The organism is Pseudoalteromonas aquimarina, from assembly GCF_049257255.1.
Classification (GTDB): Bacteria; Pseudomonadota; Gammaproteobacteria; order Enterobacterales; family Alteromonadaceae; genus Pseudoalteromonas.
Map to the genome: position 1 here is coordinate 1 of NZ_JBMMUG010000014.1, position 25,283 is coordinate 25,283.

Sequence of the window (25,283 nt, forward strand, 5' to 3'; positions counted from 1 at the left end):
AGTGTCTGGTGGTAAAGTACTGGCCTTTAATGCTGCCCTTGCTATCGTACTGATTGTGGTATCAATGTTAAGTTCTGGCCCTATCGCCATGTGGACAATGCTCGCTGTGGGTTTATGTAACTCAATTATGTTTCCAACTATTTTTAGTCTTGCAATTAACAACTTAAAAGAGCATACCTCACAAGGGTCGGGCATTTTATGTTTGGCTATCGTAGGCGGTGCCATTATTCCTGTTTTCCAAGGTATGGCGGCTGATACAATTGGTCTTACTCTTTCGTTTATTATTCCTGCCGTATGTTACGTATTTATCGTATTCTACGGTGTGAAAGGACATAAAACAGACGCTTAAGCACAAAATAATCCAGTGTTTTAAAGGCCACATAATGTGGCCTTTTTTTATCTAGATCTTAGTTAACACTAGGGCTGTTTTATTAATCAATAAGACTCTCAGTCTAAACGCCACCAAATTAGCTTTCTCACTTTGTTGCAAATCAGACTTATGATCTATTTCCAACATTTAGGTATTTTTTGACTAAAAATCAGCCACAAAGAAGAAAGTTCGCTAATGTTGTCTAAACTTTAAGGAATGATTTGTTTCTACAATGGACAGTATTAATGAAATTAAACTTTTCAAATAAGCCTCTATTAAATAACTATAAGGGCTTTACGTTAATCGAAATCATGTTAGTTGTATCGATTATCGGTATTTTAGCAATGATTGCACTGCCTAATTACCAAGGCTATGTGAATGAATCAAAAGCCGCTTCGCTTTTATATCGAGTTCACTCTATAGGCCTTGCCTATCAAGACGTTATTGCTACAGCTCCAGATGCATTAGCCAAGCCAGATGAGTTATCCAGTGAGAAATTTGGCTCACCTCCTGCCTACTTACCAGGCTTAGCGAGTCAGTTCACAGAAGAGTTTAATATTGAATTTTCTGCACAGTTGGTTAATCACTCTGGCTATTTCAAGTATACCGGCCATGAGGCTTTCCCCGTTTTATTTTTAAAGGCAAATGATCAAAACGGAATAAATGTGCTTAATGCACTAGATCATGTCACTAAGTTACAACATTCTTTTGTAACACCAAATATAATGATTATTGCATTAGCAACTCCATTTGAAACACACCAAACAAGTGGACAAGCTTTAGTAGCCACAGCGAGTCAACCACAGCCCAACCCACTAACAACACAAAAACCACATAGCTCTCCTTGTAATCCAGGGTTTTATCTTTGGCCACCCGAGCCAGGTCAACAATATGGAACGTGTCATTCATCACCTCCACCAAGTAATGCAAATAACAATGGCGGAAGTATTAATAACGGCCAAAGTACCTCTTCAGGGCAATCAAGTTCAATGACTGCAAATAATGGTAATAGCGCGAGCAACTCTGGAAGCCAATCAAGTACATCAAGTAGCTCCAACAGCCAAACCAATACTGGCGATTCTAGCTCATCTAGTAGTGCTAACAGTCAATCAAATACGGGCAGTCAAAGTAATGCGGGTTCTCACTTAAATTGGCCACCTGGTTGGGCTAAACACCCTGACAAACATCAGGGTCAACATCATGGTCATCATTAATTAATTGGAGTGCTAAAAATGGATTCTACAAACAAACGCTGGCAAGAGAATATTGCAGAGGCGATGAATGAAACACAAAAGAATCAGTCAATGAATAGTCGCACAACTATTATGTTACCAAGCTGGATAACATACGCTGTGTGCATTGTATTCGGATTTTTAATTGCTAAAACAGCTGTTACTGGCGTAAAAACACACCATACAAACTATGACAGAGATTACCAAACCGGCAGTTCTGTTGCATTATTAATGGTAGCCGAAGACGTAGAGCACTATAAAACAAACTATGGCAAGCTTCCCGACGAATTACCTAGTCCTATTGCCGCAGTGATCGATGTTTCTTATGAGAAAATTAGCAAAGATCATTTTCGTCTAACTATGCCTCATGGCGATTCAACGATTACATTTGATGCCAAAGACGATAAAATTTACATGGACTAACTATGACTGAAAATAATGAAATACATAGAAGTAATCAAACATTTCAGTGGCTTCATCGTTTTTGCCTTGAGCATATAAAAAATAAAGAACTTAATATTGATGAGCTCTTTGAAAGCAATTGTGCTCTCAAAGTATGGGAAAATGCAGAATCAATTCTTCAAGTCGATGCGAATACACTAACAAGAATGGTCGCCAAGCATTTTGAGCTGGATGTCGCCGATAGTCCACAAAATATAACTGAAGAGTTGTTGCATTTCGTGCCTCTAAAAGTAGCCAAAGAATATGGTATTTTTCCGCTAAGTTTAACTGATGGTCAACTCATAGTAGCTTCACCCCAACCATTTGATTCAGATATGGAATCAATGGTTGAATTTTTAACAAGTCTTCATGTCACATCTCAATTGGCTCATCCTAGTGTTATTGCAAAGTGGACCGAGTTATTTTATGAAGACAATGCGTTGTCTCAGAACGATATTGTTATCAAATCCAATCAAGCAAATACTTCATTCTCACAGTCAGAACCTATTTCTGCAAACTCAGCCATAGTTAAAATTGTTTCTGAGATGCTATTGGAAGCATTTATTCTAAAAGCGAGCGACATACACATCGAACCTTTTCAAGGAGGTGGTGTAGTTCGTTATCGCATTGATGGTATGTTACGGGTTATTTCAGAGTTACCATCTCAAGTATTCATTCCGATTATCCAACGTATAAAAGCAATTGCCCGTCTAAATTTGGCTAAGAAAATGGTTCCTCAAGATGGTAGTGTAAGTTTGGAATTAAAAGGTCAAGATGTTGATTTACGTGTATCCACATTACCTGTTCGAGGCGGTGAAAAAGTCGTCATTCGCCTTCTGATTAAATCAGCGGTAAATCAACTAGATATGATTGGCCTTCAAAACAAAGAACTCGAAACGTTTAAAAACTTACTTCATAGCAGCGAGGGAATTTTTGTCATAACAGGCCCTACTGGATCCGGCAAAACCAGCACTCTTTATTCTGCTCTTAAAGAAATAAATGCCCCCGAAAAATGCCTTGTCACCGTTGAAGACCCCGTCGAATACGAGATTGAGGGTATTGCCCAAGTTAATATCAACCCAAGCCAAAATCTTACTTTTTCGAGTGCACTTAGAAGCATTTTAAGGCAGGACCCAGATGTCATTTTAATGGGCGAAGTGCGTGATGAAGAAACCGCAGAAATTACGTTTAGAGCAGCTATAACCGGGCATTTTGTTATGACTACCTTACATACCAGTGATGCCATCACAACAATCCCAAGGCTGATTGGATTAGGTGTCTCCCGACCTGTCTTAGCTGATTCATTGAAAGGTGTAGCAGCGCAGAGGCTTGTAAGAAGGCTTTGTTCTTGTTGTAGTAAAGAAAGCAGCGAAAATGAACATGGAAAACGCCTTAAAAGCATTTTTCCAAAACTTAATATTATGGCACCTGTTGGTTGTGATAAATGTAACCAAACTGGCTATAAAGGCCGTATGCCTTTGTTTGAAATCATCACGATGGACCAAAACTTAGCTGATGCAGTCAGAGCTGGCGAAAGCTCAAGTGCACTCAGAGAAATAGCATCTAAAAACGGTGCCAGAAGCCTCTATCAAGTAGCTATTGAGGCTATTTCTAATGGGCACACTTCCGCTGAAGAAATTAATAGAGTATTAGGAGAATCATTTTGGAAAGCATGCAGTGAAAAGCCATAACTGCAATTGCATTTTAAATCACAACAAAAAATTGACGATTTATGGGCATATTGGCTATTGAATCCACATAAAAATAATTTCATTTAGCGGTTTTTAAAGGCATACAAGATGATTTCAACGTTCTTTGGTGATTTGGTTTAAAAAATGCATACAAAACGCTGTATGCATTTAACAAATTTCAAAAGTTATCACCATGAACAAACAAGCTAATATAGTGTATGTTTTGAGCGGTTACGCAAAGTGCGCAACTTCAAACAACGATAAGTACAAACTTGGTAATAAACACTCTATCGGCCTATTAACTACCGATGAAAACTATCAAAAAAACATCAAAAAGCTTAAAAGCTTTATAAAAGGGCTGGGTTGGGATTCCATCATGTTTTGTACAGTTGAAGAAGTAGAAGATATTAACTCGTTATCAAATAACGTATTGATCTCTAGTTTTATTCGCGCTCAAGAAAATGGCCAGTCGCTAGTCGTCAACGATCAGCCGATTACGGTGCATTAACAAAATGCTATTTATTTACTTTAACTGTAGATAGTGATTTTAAAGGTCATTATCTACTTGATGTTCTGTTTAAATATGTGCGGTACGCAATTGATAGCAATAAACATAAAATTGCAGGTAACAGTAACGCCATAAATTGATAGCGAGAAAAGCATAAAGCGCCTAACACCCCACCAGAGATAAAGCCAATAATAATAAAAGTGAAGAGTTTCACTTTTCGCTTATCAAGCCTGTCTCCTCTACAGATGGCACCTAGCATAATACCCAAATCAGTAAAAATACCTGTTACATGTGTCGTTCGTATAATAGCGCCGCTGTAGGTTGTTGCTAGCGCATTTTGTAAGCCACACGCGGCTGACGCAAAATAGTAACCATTGTGTGAGCCACTGGTTAAAAACCACGATGAGATAAGTAATAAAATAAATTCAATAAATAGCGCGGTATCGTAGTGTCTTCCTAATTTTAATGTGGAGCCATGTAATAAAAATCCGGCGATAGAAGCCCCAAGTAAAAATGAAAGTAAGATGCCTAAAAACTGAAATGCTTTTTGCAATGAACCACTAAAAATTTCAGTACCAAGCAACGTGGCTGTGCCAGATAAATGAGATATAGATTGATGGTCAAAGCCAAGCACACCCACAGCATTAACAAAGCCCGCTATCAAAGATAAAATTAGAGCGCCGAATTCTACCCATTTAGGTAATTTGGAAATCACAACATTTAATCCCCTGAAAACACACTCTTTTGAAAACAATAATAGCTAAAACGTTAAATAGCTCTTGTAGTTACTATCAAGATTTATCGATTGTTTTTACTATACATTGACTTGGTATGTTAAATCTTTCACATCATCACCTGTCATGCCACGAAATCCCCAACAATGCTTTGGTTGCTCTTTGATAGTGATTTCTATATCCGTTGGTGAAATGCCAAGTGATGATTCAATATTATGAAAAAGCGCCATTATTAAGGCTTTTTTAGTTGCAGGTGCTCTACCTTGCATCATATTGATTTCAATTACAGTGTAAGCATCTGTGCGGCCATCTGGATAATAAAAATTTGATCTATCAAGGGGCACTATACGATGGGCACGTTTACTTTCTGGAAGGCCCAACACGTCAGTCATAGAAGCCTGAATAACTTCAGATAACTGCGCTTTAATTGGGTTTAGCAGCTCGTTAATTCCATAAATTACAACCATTTTTCTTCCTTAAAAATTTATTCATAGATTGTTTAGCTAAAACTCATACTCAATGCCAAAGCGCAGAGTATGGTGTTTACCTGGTTGCGATACTTCAGTTACAAAGCTTGCTTCCCACTTTAATTGCTTTTGCCCATCAAAACGGTAGGTGCCCATAAAGCCTGGGCCAATGGCAGCAAAACGCTCGCCCACATGAAACTCAACGGAGGGTTGAAAGGCACTTAAATAACGGTAACGCACTTTGCCACGCATTGCTATTTCAAGTTCATTTTCGGCCGTATCGCCCCATTCGTACGATAAAATACCATTTAGTGTGGCACTCACTTTGCCAAGCTCTTTTTCAACAATCAGGCCACTAGAGAACTCATAATTAGCCTCGCCATCTTGCTTTTCAATTTCAAAAAATGCGCCCCAGTCTGAGCTGTATTCACCCTGCTCAGTGAGCATCCAGCGGGTTTCAATTTCATAGCCCGAAACGGTAAAGTTATCATCACTATCACGTTCGCCAATCACATAAAACTCGATGGATTTATTCTCTGTAAACGCCTGCCCGTAACCTAAACGCTGCGCCAGTAAATTGCCAGCATCGGTGTTACTCGACATTAATCGCCATTCCACTTCGCGTTCGTTCGCCAATACATAAGGGTGGTAAATTTTATCTACCGTCATATTGTCAGCTAAACAGCTGGCACTCACCAATAATAGTAAACAAGCAACTGATTTAGTCATTACTATCCTCACTTGAGCGAAGCGCTAAATTTGATTTAAAAAACGTAATTAACATAATTACCAAAGACACGGTATAGGTGATAACAAAGGCGAAAGTGGGCGATGATTCGTACCCCATAATGGCGCTTAATACGCGGCCATATTCCGATTTATCTGACAGCCAATTTTCAAGCACAAAAGCGGTACTACCGGCATCGATTAAATCTACTTGAGATAATAAATCAGACACCTCAGCTAAATGCCCAGCCACAAAACTTGAAAACAGCACTGCCAATAATACACGGTAGCCTTTGGCCTTTAATTCGTTTAATACAAATAACCAAAGCACCGCAAAACTTAACGTAATGCCGAAGCCTAAAAAGCACGCCAATAAAAACTGCTGTAGCGAACCAACAGAGTTAACACTTACGGTTAAATAGTGGAAAAACCCAGCCAGCTTTAAACTTGCAAGTGATATCACAGCAACTATCACCGAATATTTCATGATGGTGGTTTGCCCACTTATCAGTGAAATAAATAACCCTACCGCAAAAAGCATCAATAAACTTGAGCTCACCACTTCCACCCCAGCTCCATCGAACAGCGAGCTAATGCTTGGTGCACCTTTTAATAGTGCGATTACACAGCACACAATGGCCAGTAATGCTAAAAAAAGCGAGCGCGGCGAATAACTTATATGGTTAAACAACACTTTGAGATAACAAAGCAATACACATAAAGGTAAAATGTCGCGCAAAAAGATTATGACCGTATTAATCAGCATTTTTTGGCTCCTTCGCAATCACCTTACCGCGAGCGGTATCTGGGTGAAATTCACCAAAAAACTCGTATTCACCAGGAGGTAGTGGGCCAACAAAAATCGTTGCTTTGCGCTTCGCAAAAATGACTTTTTCTCGGTTCATATCAAAACTATCAAACTCTTCGTCAGAGTCATCTAAGTTAGTGATCACCAGTTTTATTTTTTTATTAGCAGGAATTTCTAGCAGCTCAGGGTAAAACACATGATCCTTAAGTGTTAAATGAAATACCTCGCGCTCGGCAAAAAGTGAAAACGAGCAAAATAACAAACATATAATTAGGCGCTTCACTGCACCTCCTTATGATCTGTTATTGGTAGGTAAACTTTCACCGACAAACCACCTAACTCCCCGTTTTCAAGTGTCATGTTACCATTTAGCAAATCCACAATATGCTTAACAATGGCAAGGCCCAAGCCCGACCCTTTTACCTTAGTTTGCTTTGATTCTTCACGGTAAAATGGCGTCAGTAAATCTTGCATTATGGTGATATCTACTCCGCTGCCAGAATCAGCAACTTCGATGCCCATCATATTTGTTTCAGCGGGGATTTGACGAATTAAAATACGCTGCTTTTTGCCAGCATATTTAATGGCATTACGTAGCAAATTATCAAACAAGGTTTTCAAAGCAAATTCTTCGCCAATCACCACTGCATGTGACATTTGCAGTTCAATTTCTTGTTGCTGCGAAATAATCTCATCATAACGCGCGGCAATTAATGCTTGTATTAATGATTCAATATCAATGAGTTTAAGTGTTTCATTAAAGTTTTCAGGGGTGTAGCGCGATAACGCAATAATTTGCTCAACCACTTGTGCTAAACGCTCAACCTGTTGCTTTAAATCGGCTAAATCGTCTTGTGTAATGTCTTTTTGGTTAAGCTGATAACTTAAATTATGTGCGGTAATGGATAACACACTAATTGGCGTACGCAGCTCATGGGCAATATTGGCGGTTAAACGTTTTTCGCGATCAAACGCCAGTGCCAAACGCGCCAATAAATCATTAATTTTGTCAGTCACCGGCAAAAGCTCAGTCACCATGCCTTGGCTTGCCACAGGCGTTAAATCGGTATGGTCTTTTTTGCGCAGGGCATTACCGAGCGCTCTTAACGGCCTGATATTTTTACGCACCAAATAAAACACTAACAAACCAATAATAGGCACCACCATCACCACAGGTGAAATGCTGACCATCAGTAAATTTTCAGAAGCCAATTGACGTTTGCTCAAAGGCTCTGCCACCAGCACCGAAAAAGGCGCACGTTCAAAACGATATAAACGCCAGCGCTGGCCACCAAAACCTGCTTCAAAAAAACCGCTTGGTAGTTCATTTGCTAAATGTTGCTGGAACGCACGTGGTAAGGTTTTAAAGTCAATTTCTAATTGCTGGCTTTGCCTAACAAGGCCGTGTTGATTGGTGATTTGAAATAAACGATGTGCGCTGCTTGTTAGTGTTTCACTGTTATTAAGTGCCAACGCTATTTCTGCAAATTCTTGTAATTGTGCATCAAAAAGCTGCATTAACTGCTTAGAACTGCTGCGATAACTGTGCAGCGCAGCAAAAAAGGTTGCCAGTACCACGCTTGCCAAAATTAAGCTTATCAGCTGGCCTTGCATCGACTTAGCATTATTCTTTGACAAGATAGCCAACACCTCGCACCGTAGCAATAAACTGCGTTGGTAAACGTTTTCGTAAGTTACTAATGTGCACTTCAATGGTGTTGGAGCTAATTTCTTCACCCCAATCGTAGAGTTTTTCTTCCAAGCTTAATTTAGATTGAATGCGGTTGGTGTTTTCCATCAGCGCACGCAGCACCATATATTCTTTTCGAGATAAATCAACCGCTTGATTATCAACCAACAGCTGATTATTTTCAGTATTTAATGTGACGTTGCGAACTTGAATAAGCGCCGCATGATTAGTACCTGCACGGCGTTCTAGTACGCGAATGCGCGCCATTAATTCGGCAACATCAAAAGGCTTTGCCAAGTAATCATCGGCGCCCTGATCAAGCCCTGTTACTTTACTGTCAATATCGATGCGCGCCGTTAAAATAAGTACAGGCACCGCGGCATTAATTGCTTTTAGTTGAGATAACACCAACAGACCATCAATATCTGGCAAGCCTAAATCGAGGATCACTAATTGATATTCCGCCCCCTGGAATGATTTAACCGCAAGCTCACCAAGTGCGACCCAGTCCACTGCGTACCCTGCATTTTGCAGCGATGTTTTAAGGCCTCTGGCAAGAGGCCCGTCATCTTCAACTAATAACAATCTCATTTATTATCTTTTTGACAGTTTTTTATTCACTTTAACCAATAGCGCATTTATCTCTTCTTTGCGACCTTCATCCGCCAGAGGGCGTTCACTTCGCGCTGGGGCATTTAATGCTTTTTCGAGAAAAACTTTCGCTTTTGCGTATTCTTTCTCATCATACATAAACTCACCATAAAAGTAATTGGGATCAATACCTTCTGGATTAATTTTAAGTGCCGTTTCGAGCAGAGATTGGGCTTTTTTATCACTGCCAAAGGCAATCGGCCAACCCGGTACTTTATGATACAAAATACCCAAACTGGTATAAGCTGAGCCACTCAATGCTTGCTCATCAATGGTGAGCGCTTTTTCAAATGCCGCTTTGGCATTTTTTGCATGTGTTAACGCACCTAAACCACCTTTTGCGCCAGCATAGCTTGATTGCACAATGCCATACCAAATCCACGACTCTGCCGAGTCTGGGTAAGCTGCTTTTAAGTTTTCGGTTTCTTTAATAAGGTTTTCATAGGCTTTTAACTGCGACTCTTCTTGCAACTTATAGTTGGTGTTTGCCCAATTATGTTGAATGTTGAGTAGTTCAGTCGTAAATGGCTGGCTCGCCTGTGCCACTGAAAAGTGACTTGCAAACGCAAATGTTGCCGCAACAAGTAAAGTAGATGTTTTCATAATTAAGCTTCCTTCAAAGATTGCGTAAAAAAGGATTTAATTTTTTTGACCTTGCGCGCTAACGCATTGTCAACCAGTTCAGGGAATGCACCGTTTAAGCGCACAAATAGTTTTTCAGGCCAGCCCAAAGTTTTGCGCTTTGCTGAGCTATCTAACAATGCGATAAGCGCACTTGCCACTACTTCAGGTTCATCCATTTGGTTACCAAGTAGCTTGTTCATTTGCACTACTTCATTTGAGTTGATAGCGGTATTAGTCGCCCGTGGCGCAAGGTACTTAATTTGCTTATTAGAGTTTGCGTATTCACGGCCAAGCGCTTCGCTAAAACCACGTAGGGCAAATTTACTGGTGCAATAGGCCACGTAACCAGGGTGGCCTATTGCACCAAGTGCTGAGCCAACATTAATAATAGTCAGCGGATGTTCACCTGCTTCAATTAACGCTTCTTGGCTAAGTGCCATTGCCGCAGTAACGTTTAATTTTAATAAACGCTCAATTTCATCAAGCTGGGTGTCTGTGAAAGGTTTAAACAGCGATAAGCCAGCGCAATTAATCAGTAAATCGAGTTTGCCAAGTGATTTAACAAATGCCATTAAGTTTGAACGGCTGGCGCTATCGCTTAAATCTGCCAACTGGTAAAAGTGCTCGCCCGGCAGTGCATTTTTAAGGTGATTTAATTTGCTTAAATCACGGCCACTGATCACTAACGTGTAGCCACGAGCTGCTAGGGTTTTGGCAATTGCTTCACCAATGCCACCGCTTGCACCTGTTAGTAAACATAATTTTTTAATCTGACTCATAAGATACACTCCGAGCGGTGTTGGTTAATTAGGCGACTTGTTGCAAGCGAGCTTGATCAAGCGCGCGGAAAATATTGCCATAAAGCACATAAAAACGTTTTGCTGCATGAATAATGGCAGCTTGCTGCTTTTCATCATCAATGCGGTTCATAAGCGTTTCAAAAAACTTCACATGTTCTTGGTCTAGTGAGCCGTGCGAACGTAAATAGCTAAATGCGTTATTTGGCAGTGACAATTTATCTTTAATGGTGGCAGCAGCTAAATCTGCAATTGCGACGCTGGTGCCTTCCAGCACATGGACCATGCCAAAAAAAGCCACTGGCTCAATGCGGTTAATGGTGTCGTAGGCGTAAGACACCATCAGCTCTGTTTCAAACAATGGCGTGCTATTACGCACCGCTTCTTTATCAAAACCACATGCTGCAATGTCATTTATAATCCATTCTTGATGGCCAAGCTCTTCTTCAATATATTCTGCGACGGCGTCGCGTAACCATTCTTGTGAATGCGGCAGTTTGGCACCTAAATTCATCAATAAAGGAACTGTGTGTTTTACGTGGTGAAATGCTTGGCCTAAAAATGCCACATAATCATCAAGGGCAATTTCGCCTTCAAAACAACGCTTAATAATTGGCGCCGATAATAAATAGTTTTTTTCAGCTTCTGTTTCGCTAATTAATTTCTCGAAAAAGGTCATAATCAATTCCTTCTAAAATTGCTTTAAGCAACAAGCGATGATGCTTGTCGTAAAAATGTTTGGTTAATGGCTGCGCGTTTAAAACGGCCATTTTCGGTTAGCATGCCTTGCTCATAGCTAAGCGGTGCATCAAGTAAAATAAAGTGATTTAGTTTGGCGTAATCAGGTAATGCTTGGTTGATGTGTGCAAGGCTTGCCGCAATTTGCTCATTCGCAACCCCTTGCAATGGCATTAAAAGTGCAACGAGTTGTGATAGACCGTCACCAATTACTACGGCTTGCAAAAAAAGCCCAGTAGCATCCAGTAACGACTCAGGCCACTCTGGTGAAATATTACGCCCCAAACTATTGATAATTAAATTTTTAGCGCGCCCATTTAAATAGAGTTTATCGCCTTTAAATTCAGCAAGGTCGCCTGTGCGAACGGTGTCTTGGTACCAGCTGTTTGGCTCAGCTAAGTAGCCTAAAAAAGCATTTCCTTTTAGTACCAACTCGCCATTTTCAATGGTGCCTGTAACATGTGGCAATAACTTACCCACGCTACTATCGCTGTTATCTTCAAGGGTATTAAGTGCAACCACAGAACTTGCTTCTGAAAGCCCGTAACCTTGGCATACAGGTAAACCACATTCACGCGCAGCGGCAATTAAGGCTTTATCAACTTTGCCACCGCCAACCGCAACAAATTTAAGGCTTTGTGGCGGTTGCCAACCTTGTTTGCAGGCAACAACTAACACCTTCAATAACTCAGGAACTAAATTAAGCGTATGCGCATCGCTTTGCGCTATTGTGGTTAGCAATGCTTGCATATCCACCAAGCGACTGCCTGAAAATCCGCGCTTACTATCACTGATGATTTTGACCGTACCACCACACAGCAGTGGCGCATAAATCCCAGCTATGTTCTCTAACAAGGTGCTAAATGGCAGTAAACTCAAGTGTTTTGGATTACTTAGACCAATTACATCAATTAAGCTTTTGGCAACGGTTAATTGATTATCGCGGCTTAAACACACGCCTTTAGGAGTGCCCGTTGAGCCTGAAGTAAAAGTAACTTTTTGCGTGCCTTCAGGTAAGGCAACATCACCGTGATAACCGACTTCATTGATAACTAAACCAGTTCCTACTAGTGGTTTGCTATCTGCTGTTGGCTTTTCAGAAATTACATGGCTCACTTTGCAGCTGTAAATAACATGCTGCTTTTGCTCTTCACTAAAAAAGTCAGGTACTGGCACAATCAGTAAATTGCTGCTCATTGCCGCCAAGTCCACCACTAGCCAATCAAGCGAATTTGCAGCACACAGTGCGATGCGCTCTACCCCTTCCATTTGCAAAAAGTCACACACCACTTCGATTTTTTCATTGAGTGTTAAATAATCAAATGATTGCTCATCGGTTATCACTGCAATATTGCTTTGATTATGGTTTTTAAGAACATTTAACATGTGAAACGCGCCTCAAATTTGTTTGCTAAACGGCCAATTGCAGGCGATAAAAAACGGTAAAGCTGCAAATATTTAGTGCGGTTACGGATAACCTGATTTAGCTGATCTAACGACAGTAAATACACATGTGGGTTTGTACGGTAGTAACTACCCCAGTTTTCTCCTTGATTTGGCAGACGTTTTGCCTCTGCTTTTACCAGCTTAATTAGCTTTAAACCGTAACGTTCAAGAATGCTCGCAACCTTGTGCGTTGCGCAAAAAGCCAAAGCTTTTACGTTCTGATGCACTAACGCCAAGGTTGAAAGCATGAAAAGCGGTGTTGATAAATTACGACCATTACTAAATAAGCTGCCGTATTCCACGATTTGCTCACGATTGATTTCACCAATATGTGCTCTTGCATAAGATTCAATTGGTGCATCTAGGTAATGTTCTAAAAACAGCGGCTCTGTCGCACGGCGAATACCGATTGCAGCTGTTTTTCCAGCAAAACGTAATTGCAGTAGCAGTGGCATGGAAACACTAATTTCTGCTTGGTAACGGTCTGCATAGCCTTGTTCAATAAAACGTGCAATATGCGACGCTTGCGCCAGTGGCGCTAACTCAAAGCGAGGTAATAACGACGCTGTAAAACTGAGGAAATTATCTTTAGGCTTTAACATAAAACTGCTCTCCATCTTGCGATAGAGTAACTTTATGAGACAAACCTTAAATCAAACTTAAGAAATGTTTGGTTTAAAATTAGCAATCAATAAATCCAAATTTTACCTTTAAAAATGAGCACTTAAATTAAAAACTAGCAACATTAATTTATTAACATGTCAAAATGTTAAAGGTTCACAACATTTTCAAACAATTTACCCAAAGTAGTTAAAAGCACGCATTGATAGGCTAAATGCAATTATTACAAATTGAGTAAACTAGGATGTTAACCACCAAACCACTTTTTAAATCTCTGATATTTTCTGTTTTGTCGCTTACCCTTGTTGCCTGTTCAAGCGACAAAGAAATCGAAGTTTCGAAACCAAATGATGGGCAAACTATCGCTGAATACGTTGCAAGCCAAGACTTTTCTGGCGCGGTATTAGTAGCTAAAGATGGACAAATTTTGCTGAGCCGTGGCTACGATTACGCCGAGCGCTCAAACAAAATTGAAAACCGTTTCGATACGGTTTTTCGTATTGGCTCAGTTACAAAACAATTCACCGCAATGGCGATGTTGATATTAGAAGAACGTGGCCAGTTAGCGCTGACTGACACTGTTGCTATGTACCTAAATGACTATCCAGATGGTGAGAAGATTACACTGACACATCTGCTCAATATGACCAGCGGCATTAAAAACTATACCGAGATGGGAAACTTTTCATCTTACAAAAACACCTCGCTAACCCCGCTTCAATTAATTGAAAAATTTAAAGATACACCGCTCGAATTTACGCCGGGTAGCAAGTTTAAATACTCTAACTCAAACTACGTGATTGCAGGTTATATAATTGAACAAGTAAGTGGTCTGTCGTATGCAGCGTTTATTGAGCAAGAGATTTTTCAAAAACTCGGTATGACTAATAGTAGTTATGGCAAAGACAAAATTGGCTACGATAAATTTGCACAAGGCTACAGTAACAATAAGCCTGTTGGCGGTATTTCAATGACGGTGCCTTATGCCGCAGGCGCATTAGTATCAACAGTGGAAGATTTATATAAATGGCATCAAGGCGTTACTAACCGCGCACTCATTTCAGAAGAATCAACGCAAAAAATGTACACTGTGGGGTTAAATGGTTATGCCCTTGGCTGGAATGTAAGTACTAACCGACACAATGAAAAATTCTATCAACATGGTGGCGGTATTGATGGCTTTGTAAGCTATATTTTACGCTCTGAGCAAAGTGGTTACTTTGTTGCCGTGCTTGCCAACGAAGAAGAGTTCCCATCAGGAAACTTAGCTAATAATATTATGAGTTTAGTGGATAAAGACTAAGCTTTTGCGCCGCATTTTAAAGATGCGGCGCAACCTGTCAATTTACCCCATCACATGTTGGCTACGACACTTTGATACTAAATCAATCAGCGGCTTTTCTGTTTGTATATTTATAGACAGTAAACCAAGTAAACTACCAAACAACGCATCATGAGATGAGGGTTTGGTAGCCTCATTTGAAAGGCAGTTAAAATCAAATTTTGCCTCTTGCTGATAAGAGTCAGAAAGCCAAACCAGCATCGGCACCTCAGTTTGTGCTTTTGGCGCAAACGCATAAGGTAAACCATGCAAAAATACACCATTTTCACCTAGAGATTCACCGTGATCCGAAACATATAACAGCCCTGCATTAACATTGTTAAGAGAACTTAATTTGTTAATCAAATCGGCTAATAATGAATCTGTTTCAAGCAAACTATTGTCGTAGGCATTAATGATTTCTTGAGGTGTGCAGTTTGCAAATGTCTCGTCTTTGCACTCAGGTAAAAACTGCTTATTTGCTTTTTCACTTCGGCGAAAATACGCAGGTCCATGGCTGCCTTGTTGATGCAGCACAATAAGAGTGTTTTGTGGCTTAACACCAAGTTCGTTAAGCGATGAAAAAAGTAATTTGTCAGGGCAGCCATCCTCACATTGCTCGCTTCTAGTTACATCGAATGTCTTGACCCGATTACATACATCTTTGCAGCCGCCGTCATTTTCGCGCCACATCACATCAAAGCCAGCACGAGCAACAATGTCGACCACGTTTTCACTGTGTTTTGCCGCAAATTCGTCATAATTTTGTTTATTCATCCAAGAAAACATACATGGCACTGAGTGGGCCGTTGCAGTTCCGCAACTTGTCATCTGACTAAAATTAACAATAGGCAAGGCGCTTAACTTTGGATTGGTATTACGGCTATAACCATTTAACGCTAAATGATCGGCACGCACCGTCTCACCTAGTACCACAATAAATACCGTCGGTTTTTTAGAAAACGCATTAAATTCGACATCACTTGCAATAGTAACAAACGATTCATCGCCTTTAGGAAGTCGGTCTTTTACAAAGCGTTTTGTCGCAGACACCACATTTAATGGTGTCGCGTAATACCGTAACTCTTTATGCATGCGGAAATATCCCGACAAAGATTGATACTGCAAAAGTGCAAATCCGCCAAGCAGTATCAAAATACTGGTTAATGCCGCGCTGTATTGAAGTGTTCGCTTGAGAATTGGCTGTAAACGAGGCTTATTAAGTAACATAAGCAGACTTGGCAAAATCGCAAATAGCAGCAAGTGACGAACAAACGGCCAAGTAATCAGATCGTTCGCTTCAGATACATTGGTTTCAAACATATTTTGAAGCATGTGGACATCAATCATAGTGCCAAAATGGTGCGAAAAGTAATTAGCGCTGACACTTGCGAGAATCAATAAAATTAACATTGGTTTAAACAAGTACCCTGGGCTTAAAAGTAAAACTATTAAGCTGTTAATTAACAGTAATAAAAATACCGCAGGTATGAACACAGATGAGTCAAGCTGCTGAAAAAATACATTATTACAAGCAAAGGTTAACCACAGCACTACCGCAAATCTAACAAAACTTTTGCTGGCAAAGAGTCCATTTAATTTGCCAAATGAAAAATGCGAATTTAATCGCTGTTCAAAGAAAAACGCACTACGCATCATTTAATCAACTCAATACATTAATAACACAACGCGTTTGAGAGTAATCCTGCTAGCTTAAGAAAAACTTAAGTTATTTTTTTATACATTTAAATCAGCGTATAAATATGCCTTAATACTCGGATAGAAGCTGTAATAAAAGGGATAGCATGTTTATTGGAGAATTTAGCAAACGGGTTGGTACTACCACGAAAACCATTCGTCATTATGAAGCAATAGGGTTATTACCCGAAGCAAAACGCCAAGGCCGTTATCGCGTTTATGACGAACGCTACATCGAAACCGTAAAGCAAATTCGCTTGGCACAATCCCTTGGTTTTTCACTTAATCAAATAAAACAATTATGCCAAGGCGCGAATATTAATTATGGTTTGCCAAAAAACGTATTATTAACCGCGCTAAGCGAGCGTGAAACGCAGCTAAAAGCACAAATCGCCAAGTGCCAACAACAGCTCAACGACATAAAAAGTTTTAATCTCCTACTCGAAAATTCTAACTGCGCTTAATTAACCTTTGACTTTGCCCTATAGGGCAAAGCGTACACTTGTGCTCGATGTTTAATAAGGAGCACAAACACAATGCAAAACTACAATAAATGGGTAGCACGAAGCGCCTACTACGATTTAATTATCACGACACCGTTTGCCATTCCTGGTGTTGCCAGTTGGGTAATCAGTTTGTTTGCCAGTTTGCACCAAACACTTGGCTTTCAAGGAGAATTTCCCGCTTTTCAAATACAGCATTTACTGTTTGCCCATTTACTGGGCTCAGTTGTGATTGTGTGGTCGCTGCTTAGAATAAAACATACCAGTCCATTGCTTGGCTTATATGATAGTTTTGCGAGAGTACTTTTCAGTATCTTTTATATTTATGCAATGATCCTTGGCGCAAGCCCGCTTATTTTACTTTTTTTAATTCCAGAGCTATTTTTTGCAGTCGTGCAAAATGTGGGTTATTACCAGTTAAAAAAACAACACGTTCGAATACCGAGTGTTGCTTAATCAACACATTAATTAGTAAAAAGGCTCAAATAATTGAGCCTTTTATTACGTAAACTTGAGGTTAGTTAGAAAAAGTATTTATCAATTTCTGCTTGCGTCATTAAATGAATATCGTCTGCAGGGGCCGCATTTATCGTGAAAAAGTAAAACTCCGGACCAAGCTCTTTCCCTAATATTTCCCTAAAATAGGTTAACTGCGCACCATGAGCAGAATGGTTCTTGCCAAGCTCGCCAGCGTCTTTATCACCTTCACAGCACCATGCATGTACGCCGAGTTTTCCACCAGGTTGATACTCTTTAGTAACGCCTGCCGCATATAAATCAACACCGCCCGAATAAGCTTCGCCATCGCTGTTCATCACTGTAGTGTATTGAGCTTGGCGAATTAATCTGCCAGTGTGCATGTTAATATCATCATTCACTGAACCATCAACACTGTTAAACACAATGCGATTTACACTCGGATGATCGAGTAATAATTCTTTAAATTGAATGTAGGTTTTAGTGCCAAGTGTGCCTGAAAGAAAAGCGGAGTTATTTTCAACCACCAGCTGACTATTACCACCCGAGAACAAACTTTCGTTTATCACCATTTCAAAGTCATACTGCCCCGTGGTTTTTTGATCAACAATAACCCCAGAAAGTGTGAATTCTGCGTCTTGCTCGAGTAGTTCAATCCCTTCGCCAACCAGTGCATTTTCATTGTCGTTGTGTCTTACCACTGCCAGTTCATTTTTCGGTTTTTCGTTCTCAAAATCAAAACCGAGCACAATAATGCCGTCATCATAGCGAATGTAAATTACACCTTCTTCCATATCGAAATCGAGCATTTCAAGCGCAGAACTTTTACCATCAATTTGCACAGCAAGTTTTGCAGCCAGTTCTTTGTAGTCAGCCACATAGGCCGCAACATCAGCAGGTTTAATTGCGTGTACTTCGGTTACTTTGTTATCTACAGAGTTTGAAGATGAAGAGCTGCCACAACCAGTTAATAAAATGGCTGCGGCAATCATTGAGGGTAAAAATAGCTTCATAATGCGTTCCGTTATGCTTAATAAAATTCGCCGGCAAGATTAGCATTTAGGCCTGTAAGATAACGTTTAGCTTTGTGAGCAACTGTAGTATGTCGCTACATTTTAAGACAGCTTTTAACAAAGAAGAACTTGCGTCTAGGCTGTTTAAATAAAAAGGCAGACCTTGTTTAGTATTTAAACAAGGCCCTCAAGTTTGCTTATAATTGATTTAAGCCATGTCGATTAATAAATGAAAATACGTGACCAAGCACTTGTTGTTGAAGCGCTTTACGGTCAACGCCTTCACGGTCTTTACATAACAACACACCTTGCGCCTTAAAGTTATGTTCGCATTGGTTAATGTAAATAAAGTGCCCTGCGCCTTGTTTAATACCAACTAGCTCCGCATTTTTAATATGCTCAGCATAATATTGTGCATGTTGCTTGAACGGCAAAAAGTCATTTTCAACTGAGCCAATCACCAAGGTCGGTACTTTAACATCCATTAAACTGCTTTCATTTACAGCGTGGCCAAGGGCAGGATCAAGTGAGATAACGGCTTTAATGCGCTTATCCAGCATATGTGATTGCACTTCACTGATTTTGTTTATTTTATCGTTTGTGTATGGCGTTGCTTTTTGCTTGTTATAAGCACAGCTTTTATCGTTTTTAGCCCCAGCTAAAGCGCAGTAACGCTCTGACTTTCCGGCTTCTAACTTTGCCCCCGCAAGCGCCAATGCCGTAAAGCCCCCAGCAGAGTGACCTAGCATCAGTACATTATTAGTCTCGATATTTAGATTAAATAACCCTTTATTGGTTAATTGCTCAAGGGCAAAGCTAACTTCTTCTGGGCGCTGCCAAAAACGTGCAAGTACACTTGGGTCGATTGTTTGTTTACCGTACACCCAAGATTCGCCATAGTGAGCAACGCCTACCACCAGCCAGCCTTGTGATGCTAAGGCATAACCTAACCAATTCATTTCAATAGGTGAGCCAAATGCGCCGTGCGAAATTAACGCAATTTTTCGCTTATTTTGCGATTCAACTAAACACACTGTTGCGCCACAGTTAGCATCGCCTGCCAAATACCACAACTTAACCTTTACAGGCTGATTAGTTTGCTTATTAAAAAAATCGAGATCGTTAGATTGCAACGTATTTTGGGCGACTGTCTCATTGCCTTGTGCGCTCATTGCGTTATTTGTAAAAATTAACACGATAGCAAGTAACAAAAATCGGATTGGCTTCATTTAAGGTTATTCCATTAAGCTAAGATGATTTTACTTTAACCAATGAGGTTGTTGCGTGTCTGTGCAGAAAGTGCGATTTGAAAATGTAATCTCACTTTAAATAGCATCACTTTCCACCGCAAAATAAAGCTCAGTAATCAGTTTTTCAGCATCTGTATCTGCTGGGTTGTTTAAATAACGCTGCACAATATGCTGATCTTTCAATCGTATTTGATTAGGCAACACCCAATGAGCATATACCTGAGATATGGTTTGCCACATTGTATTGTGCGGCCCTTGATGGCTAAAACAAGCGTAGCGCCCACCTTGCAGCGTGTAGTGCTCTAATTGCTGCTGTTGAGCTAACCCTTTTAAAAATCCTGCAAAAAATTGGCTTTGCATTTGCTCACCTACCCAAGGATTATCAATCGCCACACCAATAGGTTGAAGCTCACTAAAATCAAGCGGTGCGGCAAGCTCGCTTAAGCGCTTATAGAGCTGCCCTGCCACCTTTGAAAACGATTGTTCATTAAAGCCAGCACCGTAAAAGCCGAGCACGGTGGTTTGTGGTAATTCGCGCCATTTTGGTTCAAGTTTAAACGCTTCAGCTAATTTTTTTGGTGGTAAATTGCCAGCGCGTTCATTTAGCGGTGATTTACCATTTTGAATATCAGTTGGGGTACACGCAAAATTGTTTTTAAACGCACGGGTAAAGGATGACGGCGAATCATAGCCAACACGCATTGCGACTTCTAATATGTTCTCTTTTCCGCTTTTTAATAAAAACATCGCTTTTTCAAGTTTTTGCCTTTTTATAAACTCACCGAGCTGAAACCCCGTTGCGGCAAAAAACATGCGATTGAAATGATATTTTGAAAAACCAGCATAATCGGCAAGTGCTTCAACATTGATTGCTTTATCACTGTGATCATAAACATATTGTGCCACTTTGCTGATAATCGCGGCATTAAACTGCGTGGGACTGCTTGCCATACATTAATAGAATTTTTTCATAATTATATTAGCAAGATAGCGAATGTTAATCAGTGAGTCGAGTGAATTTTATAAGGCATAAAAAAGGCCTTATTGATGTTCTTCAATAAGGCCTTTTTTGTAATTTTGCCTAGCTCAAAATTGAGTAAGCCAAATTAACTTACAGTGTTTCTTCTAACCATTTGAAGAATTCACGCTGCCATACAATGCCGTTTTGCGGCGTGAGTACCCAGTGATTTTCTTCAGGGAATAGCATAAAGCGGCTCTTTAAACCACGTAGTTTAGCTGCTTGGAACGCGGCAATGCCTTGCTCAACTGGTACGCGGTAATCTTTACCACCGTGGATCACAAACATAGGTGCATCCCACTTTTCAATGTGGTTAATTGGGTTAAATTGACCGTATGCTTTTTTCGTTGCTGCATTGTCTTGCCAATATGCGCCGCCTAGTTCGTTATTTACGAAAAACAGCTCTTCGGTTGTACCGTACATGCTGCGTAAATCGAAAATACCACAGTGTGCGATAAAGGTTTTAAAACGACCTTCGTGGTTGCCCGCTAAATAAAACGCTGAATAACCACCGTAACTTGCACCAATTGCACCGATACGTGAGTTATCTACGTAAGACTCTTTTGCTACATCATCAATTGCTGCAAGGTAGTCTTCCATTACCTGACCGCCCCAATCATTGCTGATATCTTTGTTCCATTGCTCACCATGACCTGGCATACCACGGCGGTTAGGTGCTACCACAATGTAACCCTGTGATGCCATTACTTGGAAGTTCCAGCGGAATGAGTAGAACTGAGAAAGCGCAGACTGTGGACCACCTTGTAAATAAAGTAGCGTTGGGTACTTTTTACTCTTATCAAAGTTAGGTGGGTAAATTACCCAAGTCACCATGTCTTTACCGTCAGTTGTTTTTACCATGCGCTTTTCAACATTGGGTAAATCAAGCTCTGCGTAAAACGCGTCGTTTTCTTTGGTAAGTGCAGTAAGCTTTTTGCTATCAAGATCAAAACGGTAAATTTCACGCGCGGCGTTCATGCTGTTACGTGTAACAACAAGCTTATCTTTTAATACAGCTACAATGCCGTTTACATCATATTGGCCGTTGGTAAGCTGTTTGATTTTAGGCTGTGCTTTGGTTTTAGTGTTTACCGACACTTGAAATAACTGCACAGTACCGCCCACTGGTGCTACAAAATAAATGGTTTTACCGTCAACACTCCATTTGAAGCTGTTTACGGTGCCATCCCAATGCGCTGTTAAGTTATAGTCGCGGTCGTTAACACGCACAATAATGTCTTGTTTATCGGCTTCGTTACCCGCTTCGTCCATTTGTAACCATGCTAAGTGGCCTTTCGGTGAAAACGCTGGGTACTTATCGTAACCTAGGTTTTTCTCGGTCAGGTTAGTGGTTTTTTTGCTTGCTAGGTTGTAACGATAAATATCGGTATTGGTGCTTTGAACATATTCAGTACCCGTAAGCTTTTTGCTCACGTAGTAAATGTTTTCACCTTTTGGACCCCAAGTGTAATCCGACGAGCCACCAAATGGTGCAGTTGGGCTCTCAAATGGCATGCCCTGCATGATGTCTACTTTTTCTTCGGTTTTTAAATCTTGATAGAATACATGCTTAAAGTTACCGTCTTTCCAAGTATCCCAATGACGGTAATTTAAGTCATCAAATACATAGGCATTTGCTTTGCCAAGTTCTTTATGGCGGTCGGTCGCTAAAATATCTTCTAGTTGTACTTTTTCATGGAACAACTTTTTGCTGCCATCTGGTGAGATACTTTTATCAATCACCACGCCTTGGTAGGCCTCTAGCAGTTGTGATTCACCGCCTTTAAGCGATACTTGATACACTTTGCTGCTGAAATCGTTTTTCTCAACGCTTGGTGTTGTTACTTTATAAATAACGTGGGTTTTTTCTTTGTTTAAACCAAGCGCGCTTACGCGCTTTAATTGCCAAAGTTTTTCTGGTGTCATTACCTCATTGGCGTAGGCACCCGCGCTTAGAGCAACCCCCAAGCTTACAGATAAAATAGTTCGCAACATCGCGAAACTCCTTTAAAGAATAGACTTGCTAAGACTACAGAATTAAAGCCTAAAATGAAAAGCTAGATGCGACTAAAAAAAGCAAAAACTGAAATAAAACCAAAATACCGATTCAAAACCATCATTAATTGCTTAACAATTAAGCATTTTTGCATATGATGATAAATAAATGTATTTGCTAGCTATACTAAAAACACACGCTAATAAAAGAGATGTTTCATGCATAAAGCCCGCTTTATAATCATGCTGTTTTTACTGATAAGTAATTCGATTAAGGCTGCACCAACACCCAATGATGCTCGTACTATTTATTGGCAAACGTATCATAGGCCACCAGGCATCATCAAAACGGGGGAAGATCAAGGCACTGGTTTTGTTGAAAATGCCTTACAACTCATTACTAAGCAAATGCCCGAATATTCCCATAAATATCCAATTTCTTCTCTTACAAGGGCATTAACGGATATGAAATCACATAAAAATGTCTGTCACCCAGCGCTATTTAATACCGAAGAGCGTTCAAAATACATTTTATTTTCAAAAGCTTCTATTATAAATCCGGGCAATCGTATTATCGCGCTAAAAGGCACTCTTGATCACCTAGCCGAAGGTAACACTATTGATTTAAAGCGCTTACTGGAAAGGCATGAGTTTGATTTTAGCTTGATAAAAGAGCGCTCTTATGGACAAGCAGTAGATGATAAAATTGGACAGCATTTATCAGATAGTCAGTCGCAACTATTAGCGAGTACCGAACTTGGTACAGTGTTTAATATGGTGTTAAAAAAGCGCGTTGATTTCACCATCGCTTTTCCTTTTGAGCTCAACTACTTTGTTGAGAAAAATGGCATTGGACAAAATCAGTTTGCAAGTTACTTTATTAAAGATATTCCCAATTTTTCATTAGGCTACGTTGCCTGCCCTAAAAATGAGTGGGGCAAAAGTGTTATTAACAAAGTAAATAAGGTACTTAGCAAAACCAAGCTAGAAAACAGCTATAAGCGGGCTGTTACTGCTTGGTGGGGCGAAGAACAATTCTCAAAAGAATTCGAAACCTTTTATCAAACGCAGTTTTTAACCCATTAAAAAGCCGCTTCTTTTAAAAGCGGCTTTCGGTTGTATTTTTGCTTAAAAGTACAAAAACCTTATCTTAAAGCCTAGGCTGCCTTAAGGTAAGGCTCTCGTCCTTTATGCTTGTTGTTACGCTGATAACTACCCTTGCCTTTCTTTGCCTTTTCAACTTTGCTTTTAAACAACACACTGGTTACTAATGCTTTAATTGCATTGTCTTTTATTTCACCACGACCATGGTCATGCTGCATTTTTTTAGTCTTGCTCATCACTTTCCTCTTGATTAAAAATGAGTCAATTAATTCGCAGCAATAGTATCCGAAAGTTATAAATACACAAGCGCTGGTAGTGCTTTTTTTATGTTTTTTAATGATTTTTTTGAGGGCGTTAAAAAATGTATTTAATCGCCTACAAATGCCCAACACTTACTTACATTTTTCGCAATAATCATCCGTAATAATTACACCTATAGTTACTTTATTAATAGGTTAAACATGACGTTTTTTACCAAAGCCACAACCCTAACAGCAGCATTACTTTTAACTGCATGTGCTCATCATAATAATGTTCGCCCAAGCAGTGACGGCAACCATTACGTTGACTTGTATGGCGAAACCAAAATGGAAGTTTCAGAACAAGCATTTAGCCAAGCAAAGTCGTACTGCAAAGAGTCAAAGTCTAAGCCTTATGTTGTTTCTGAAAAAGTTGATTATATTGGCAATATGAGTGAGCAAGACTATTTAACAAAACGCAATATCGCTAATGCGGTTGAAGCTGCAGGTACTGCTATGTGGATTTTTGGCAGAAGCCATGTTGATGACGCAGGTGCTGCACTTAGTATTGGTGGCGATATTGCAGGTGATGCCCTTGGTAACCCTTATCAACTGCATTTAGTGTTTAATTGCAAATAAGCCTGTTGTCAATTAAGTCAGATGTAATATCCGACAATAAAGTTTGGATCTGTACAGTTCATTTTCTCGACCAAATTTTGTCAATGAGAGCTGTTTATGACTAAATCATCACAGCCAAATAGAATACCTAGCCATCAATTTTAAAAACTACATACGCTTTAAAAAAACAAATTAAAGTTTTTATTTATTATTAAATTGAAGAATCAAAACCCACTTAAATAAGTGGGTTTTGATTCTTTACAGCTACCTAAAAGCGGTTGCTATAGTCCGTTGAGTTTAATAGAGAATTCAATAACTCTACTATGTTATCAATAAAAAAGCCCATTTGTTAAATGGGCTTCTTATCATTTAAATCTTTCTAAAAGCGGTTACTAAAATCCACCGAGTTCAAAAGCGTATTCAATAATGTCGCCTCATCATTACTGTCTAATAACGCTGCGCCATCACTTAACTCCTGCGAGCTTATGCTTCGTTCCAGTAAA

The 25,283-nt window shown here is 39.9% G+C and carries 27 protein-coding genes and 1 pseudogene; 10 read left to right on the forward strand and 18 right to left on the reverse strand.

Annotated elements, in window-relative coordinates:
• From AAEU29_RS20685 to AAEU29_RS20705, 5 genes and pseudogenes are all read left to right on the forward strand, one after another.
• Positions 1–349, forward strand: a pseudogene (locus AAEU29_RS20685) (glucose/galactose MFS transporter); the annotation flags it as partial.
• Positions 350–615: 266 nt separating this feature from the next.
• Positions 616–1,584: a pilin gene (locus AAEU29_RS20690; RefSeq protein ID WP_421975071.1), complete on the forward strand. Its 969-nt coding sequence runs from the start codon at positions 616–618 to the stop codon at positions 1,582–1,584.
• Positions 1,585–1,602: 18 nt separating this feature from the next.
• Positions 1,603–2,025, forward strand: coding sequence for a hypothetical protein (locus tag AAEU29_RS20695; RefSeq protein ID WP_274760181.1), 423 nt, complete (start codon positions 1,603–1,605; stop codon positions 2,023–2,025).
• A 2-nt stretch (positions 2,026–2,027) separates the two neighbouring features.
• Positions 2,028–3,734 carry a GspE/PulE family protein gene (locus tag AAEU29_RS20700; RefSeq protein WP_421975072.1) on the forward strand — a complete coding sequence of 569 codons (1,707 nt, stop codon included), beginning with the start codon at positions 2,028–2,030 and terminating at the stop codon, positions 3,732–3,734.
• Between the two features lie 193 nt (positions 3,735–3,927).
• Positions 3,928–4,242 carry a hypothetical protein gene (locus tag AAEU29_RS20705; protein ID WP_421975073.1) on the forward strand — a complete coding sequence of 105 codons (315 nt, stop codon included), beginning with the start codon at positions 3,928–3,930 and terminating at the stop codon, positions 4,240–4,242.
• Between the two features lie 49 nt (positions 4,243–4,291).
• On the opposite strand, the gene AAEU29_RS20710 is transcribed toward AAEU29_RS20705, so the two are convergent.
• The 12 genes from AAEU29_RS20710 to AAEU29_RS20765 all read right to left on the reverse strand — a co-directional run bounded on the left by AAEU29_RS20710 (position 4,292) and on the right by AAEU29_RS20765 (position 13,525).
• On the reverse strand, positions 4,292–4,957 hold the full coding sequence (locus AAEU29_RS20710; protein WP_421975074.1) for a YoaK family protein: 666 nt from the start codon (positions 4,955–4,957) through the stop codon (positions 4,292–4,294).
• 99 nt (positions 4,958–5,056) lie between these two features.
• Complete coding sequence (locus AAEU29_RS20715; RefSeq protein ID WP_421975075.1) at positions 5,057–5,443, reverse strand: tautomerase family protein; 387 nt, start codon at positions 5,441–5,443, stop codon at positions 5,057–5,059.
• A gap of 36 nt (positions 5,444–5,479) precedes the next feature.
• Entirely contained in the window at positions 5,480–6,172 is a 693-nt protein-coding gene (locus AAEU29_RS20720) for a hypothetical protein (protein WP_100915679.1), read from the reverse strand.
• A complete protein-coding gene (locus AAEU29_RS20725) occupies positions 6,165–6,935 on the reverse strand; it encodes a hypothetical protein (RefSeq protein ID WP_421975076.1) in 771 nt (256 codons plus the stop codon). Before AAEU29_RS20725 ends, AAEU29_RS20720 begins: the two co-directional genes overlap by 8 nt.
• On the reverse strand, positions 6,925–7,260 hold the full coding sequence (locus AAEU29_RS20730; protein ID WP_421975077.1) for a cupredoxin domain-containing protein: 336 nt from the start codon (positions 7,258–7,260) through the stop codon (positions 6,925–6,927). The genes AAEU29_RS20725 and AAEU29_RS20730 overlap by 11 nt, the downstream gene beginning before the upstream one ends.
• Complete coding sequence (locus AAEU29_RS20735) at positions 7,257–8,615, reverse strand: sensor histidine kinase (protein WP_421975078.1); 1,359 nt, start codon at positions 8,613–8,615, stop codon at positions 7,257–7,259. Before AAEU29_RS20735 ends, AAEU29_RS20730 begins: the two co-directional genes overlap by 4 nt.
• Positions 8,602–9,258: a response regulator gene (locus tag AAEU29_RS20740; RefSeq protein WP_421975079.1), complete on the reverse strand. Its 657-nt coding sequence runs from the start codon at positions 9,256–9,258 to the stop codon at positions 8,602–8,604. The genes AAEU29_RS20735 and AAEU29_RS20740 overlap by 14 nt, the downstream gene beginning before the upstream one ends.
• A gap of 3 nt (positions 9,259–9,261) precedes the next feature.
• Entirely contained in the window at positions 9,262–9,921 is a 660-nt protein-coding gene (locus AAEU29_RS20745; protein ID WP_421975080.1) for a tetratricopeptide repeat protein, read from the reverse strand.
• Between the two features lie 2 nt (positions 9,922–9,923).
• A complete protein-coding gene (locus AAEU29_RS20750; RefSeq protein ID WP_394225291.1) occupies positions 9,924–10,721 on the reverse strand; it encodes an SDR family oxidoreductase in 798 nt (265 codons plus the stop codon).
• A gap of 28 nt (positions 10,722–10,749) precedes the next feature.
• Positions 10,750–11,418 (reverse strand): iron-containing redox enzyme family protein, encoded by a 669-nt coding sequence (locus tag AAEU29_RS20755; protein ID WP_421975081.1) that lies wholly within the window; start codon positions 11,416–11,418, stop codon positions 10,750–10,752.
• Between the two features lie 23 nt (positions 11,419–11,441).
• A complete protein-coding gene (locus tag AAEU29_RS20760) occupies positions 11,442–12,863 on the reverse strand; it encodes an AMP-binding protein (protein ID WP_421975082.1) in 1,422 nt (473 codons plus the stop codon).
• A complete protein-coding gene (locus AAEU29_RS20765) occupies positions 12,857–13,525 on the reverse strand; it encodes a thermostable hemolysin (protein WP_421975083.1) in 669 nt (222 codons plus the stop codon). Before AAEU29_RS20765 ends, AAEU29_RS20760 begins: the two co-directional genes overlap by 7 nt.
• Positions 13,526–13,788: 263 nt before the next feature.
• Between AAEU29_RS20765 and AAEU29_RS20770 the strand changes: the two genes are divergently transcribed.
• Entirely contained in the window at positions 13,789–14,847 is a 1,059-nt protein-coding gene (locus tag AAEU29_RS20770) for a serine hydrolase domain-containing protein (RefSeq protein ID WP_421975084.1), read from the forward strand.
• 42 nt (positions 14,848–14,889) lie between these two features.
• Here the strand turns inward: AAEU29_RS20770 and AAEU29_RS20775 are convergent, their stop codons facing one another.
• Entirely contained in the window at positions 14,890–16,524 is a 1,635-nt protein-coding gene (locus tag AAEU29_RS20775) for a phosphoethanolamine transferase (protein ID WP_421975085.1), read from the reverse strand.
• Positions 16,525–16,670: 146 nt separating this feature from the next.
• Here AAEU29_RS20775 and AAEU29_RS20780 point away from each other — a divergent pair, with 146 nt between their 5' ends.
• Positions 16,671–17,027, forward strand: coding sequence for a MerR family transcriptional regulator (locus AAEU29_RS20780; protein WP_421975086.1), 357 nt, complete (start codon positions 16,671–16,673; stop codon positions 17,025–17,027).
• Positions 17,028–17,099: 72 nt separating this feature from the next.
• On the forward strand, positions 17,100–17,522 hold the full coding sequence (locus AAEU29_RS20785) for a hypothetical protein (protein WP_421975087.1): 423 nt from the start codon (positions 17,100–17,102) through the stop codon (positions 17,520–17,522).
• Between the two features lie 65 nt (positions 17,523–17,587).
• On the opposite strand, the gene AAEU29_RS20790 is transcribed toward AAEU29_RS20785, so the two are convergent.
• The 4 genes from AAEU29_RS20790 to AAEU29_RS20805 form a co-directional block, all read right to left on the reverse strand.
• Complete coding sequence (locus AAEU29_RS20790; RefSeq protein ID WP_421975088.1) at positions 17,588–18,556, reverse strand: hypothetical protein; 969 nt, start codon at positions 18,554–18,556, stop codon at positions 17,588–17,590.
• Positions 18,557–18,753: 197 nt separating this feature from the next.
• On the reverse strand, positions 18,754–19,785 hold the full coding sequence (locus AAEU29_RS20795) for an alpha/beta hydrolase family protein (RefSeq protein ID WP_421975089.1): 1,032 nt from the start codon (positions 19,783–19,785) through the stop codon (positions 18,754–18,756).
• 96 nt (positions 19,786–19,881) lie between these two features.
• A complete protein-coding gene (locus tag AAEU29_RS20800) occupies positions 19,882–20,757 on the reverse strand; it encodes an AraC family transcriptional regulator (RefSeq protein WP_421975090.1) in 876 nt (291 codons plus the stop codon).
• Positions 20,758–20,917: 160 nt separating this feature from the next.
• Positions 20,918–22,819 (reverse strand): S9 family peptidase, encoded by a 1,902-nt coding sequence (locus AAEU29_RS20805; RefSeq protein WP_421975091.1) that lies wholly within the window; start codon positions 22,817–22,819, stop codon positions 20,918–20,920.
• Positions 22,820–23,038: 219 nt separating this feature from the next.
• On the opposite strand from AAEU29_RS20805, the gene AAEU29_RS20810 reads away from it, so the two are divergent.
• On the forward strand, positions 23,039–23,905 hold the full coding sequence (locus AAEU29_RS20810; protein WP_421975092.1) for a TIGR02285 family protein: 867 nt from the start codon (positions 23,039–23,041) through the stop codon (positions 23,903–23,905).
• Between the two features lie 71 nt (positions 23,906–23,976).
• On the opposite strand, the gene AAEU29_RS20815 is transcribed toward AAEU29_RS20810, so the two are convergent.
• Entirely contained in the window at positions 23,977–24,159 is a 183-nt protein-coding gene (locus AAEU29_RS20815; RefSeq protein WP_421975093.1) for an alternative ribosome-rescue factor A, read from the reverse strand.
• A gap of 225 nt (positions 24,160–24,384) precedes the next feature.
• Here AAEU29_RS20815 and AAEU29_RS20820 point away from each other — a divergent pair, with 225 nt between their 5' ends.
• Positions 24,385–24,801, forward strand: coding sequence for a hypothetical protein (locus AAEU29_RS20820; RefSeq protein ID WP_421975094.1), 417 nt, complete (start codon positions 24,385–24,387; stop codon positions 24,799–24,801).
• Positions 24,802–25,283 lie beyond the last annotated feature (482 nt).

Excerpts from the sequence above, each read along its gene's own strand:
- AAEU29_RS20690 (WP_421975071.1), top strand. The coding sequence starts at position 616 with ATGAAATTAAACTTTTCAAATAAGCCTCTATTAAATAACTATAAGGGC.
- AAEU29_RS20695 (WP_274760181.1), top strand. The coding sequence starts at position 1,603 with ATGGATTCTACAAACAAACGCTGGCAAGAGAATATTGCAGAGGCGATG.
- AAEU29_RS20700 (WP_421975072.1), top strand. The coding sequence starts at position 2,028 with ATGACTGAAAATAATGAAATACATAGAAGTAATCAAACATTTCAGTGG.
- AAEU29_RS20705 (WP_421975073.1), top strand. The coding sequence starts at position 3,928 with ATGAACAAACAAGCTAATATAGTGTATGTTTTGAGCGGTTACGCAAAG.
- AAEU29_RS20715 (WP_421975075.1), bottom strand. The coding sequence starts at position 5,443 with ATGGTTGTAATTTATGGAATTAACGAGCTGCTAAACCCAATTAAAGCG.
- AAEU29_RS20720 (WP_100915679.1), bottom strand. The coding sequence starts at position 6,172 with ATGACTAAATCAGTTGCTTGTTTACTATTATTGGTGAGTGCCAGCTGT.
- AAEU29_RS20725 (WP_421975076.1), bottom strand. The coding sequence starts at position 6,935 with ATGCTGATTAATACGGTCATAATCTTTTTGCGCGACATTTTACCTTTA.
- AAEU29_RS20740 (WP_421975079.1), bottom strand. The coding sequence starts at position 9,258 with ATGAGATTGTTATTAGTTGAAGATGACGGGCCTCTTGCCAGAGGCCTT.
- AAEU29_RS20745 (WP_421975080.1), bottom strand. The coding sequence starts at position 9,921 with ATGAAAACATCTACTTTACTTGTTGCGGCAACATTTGCGTTTGCAAGT.
- AAEU29_RS20750 (WP_394225291.1), bottom strand. The coding sequence starts at position 10,721 with ATGAGTCAGATTAAAAAATTATGTTTACTAACAGGTGCAAGCGGTGGC.
- AAEU29_RS20755 (WP_421975081.1), bottom strand. The coding sequence starts at position 11,418 with ATGACCTTTTTCGAGAAATTAATTAGCGAAACAGAAGCTGAAAAAAAC.
- AAEU29_RS20760 (WP_421975082.1), bottom strand. The coding sequence starts at position 12,863 with ATGTTAAATGTTCTTAAAAACCATAATCAAAGCAATATTGCAGTGATA.
- AAEU29_RS20765 (WP_421975083.1), bottom strand. The coding sequence starts at position 13,525 with ATGTTAAAGCCTAAAGATAATTTCCTCAGTTTTACAGCGTCGTTATTA.
- AAEU29_RS20770 (WP_421975084.1), top strand. The coding sequence starts at position 13,789 with ATGTTAACCACCAAACCACTTTTTAAATCTCTGATATTTTCTGTTTTG.
- AAEU29_RS20775 (WP_421975085.1), bottom strand. The coding sequence starts at position 16,524 with ATGATGCGTAGTGCGTTTTTCTTTGAACAGCGATTAAATTCGCATTTT.
- AAEU29_RS20780 (WP_421975086.1), top strand. The coding sequence starts at position 16,671 with ATGTTTATTGGAGAATTTAGCAAACGGGTTGGTACTACCACGAAAACC.
- AAEU29_RS20785 (WP_421975087.1), top strand. The coding sequence starts at position 17,100 with ATGCAAAACTACAATAAATGGGTAGCACGAAGCGCCTACTACGATTTA.
- AAEU29_RS20790 (WP_421975088.1), bottom strand. The coding sequence starts at position 18,556 with ATGAAGCTATTTTTACCCTCAATGATTGCCGCAGCCATTTTATTAACT.
- AAEU29_RS20795 (WP_421975089.1), bottom strand. The coding sequence starts at position 19,785 with ATGAAGCCAATCCGATTTTTGTTACTTGCTATCGTGTTAATTTTTACA.
- AAEU29_RS20800 (WP_421975090.1), bottom strand. The coding sequence starts at position 20,757 with ATGGCAAGCAGTCCCACGCAGTTTAATGCCGCGATTATCAGCAAAGTG.
- AAEU29_RS20805 (WP_421975091.1), bottom strand. The coding sequence starts at position 22,819 with ATGTTGCGAACTATTTTATCTGTAAGCTTGGGGGTTGCTCTAAGCGCG.
- AAEU29_RS20810 (WP_421975092.1), top strand. The coding sequence starts at position 23,039 with ATGCATAAAGCCCGCTTTATAATCATGCTGTTTTTACTGATAAGTAAT.
- AAEU29_RS20815 (WP_421975093.1), bottom strand. The coding sequence starts at position 24,159 with ATGAGCAAGACTAAAAAAATGCAGCATGACCATGGTCGTGGTGAAATA.
- AAEU29_RS20820 (WP_421975094.1), top strand. The coding sequence starts at position 24,385 with ATGACGTTTTTTACCAAAGCCACAACCCTAACAGCAGCATTACTTTTA.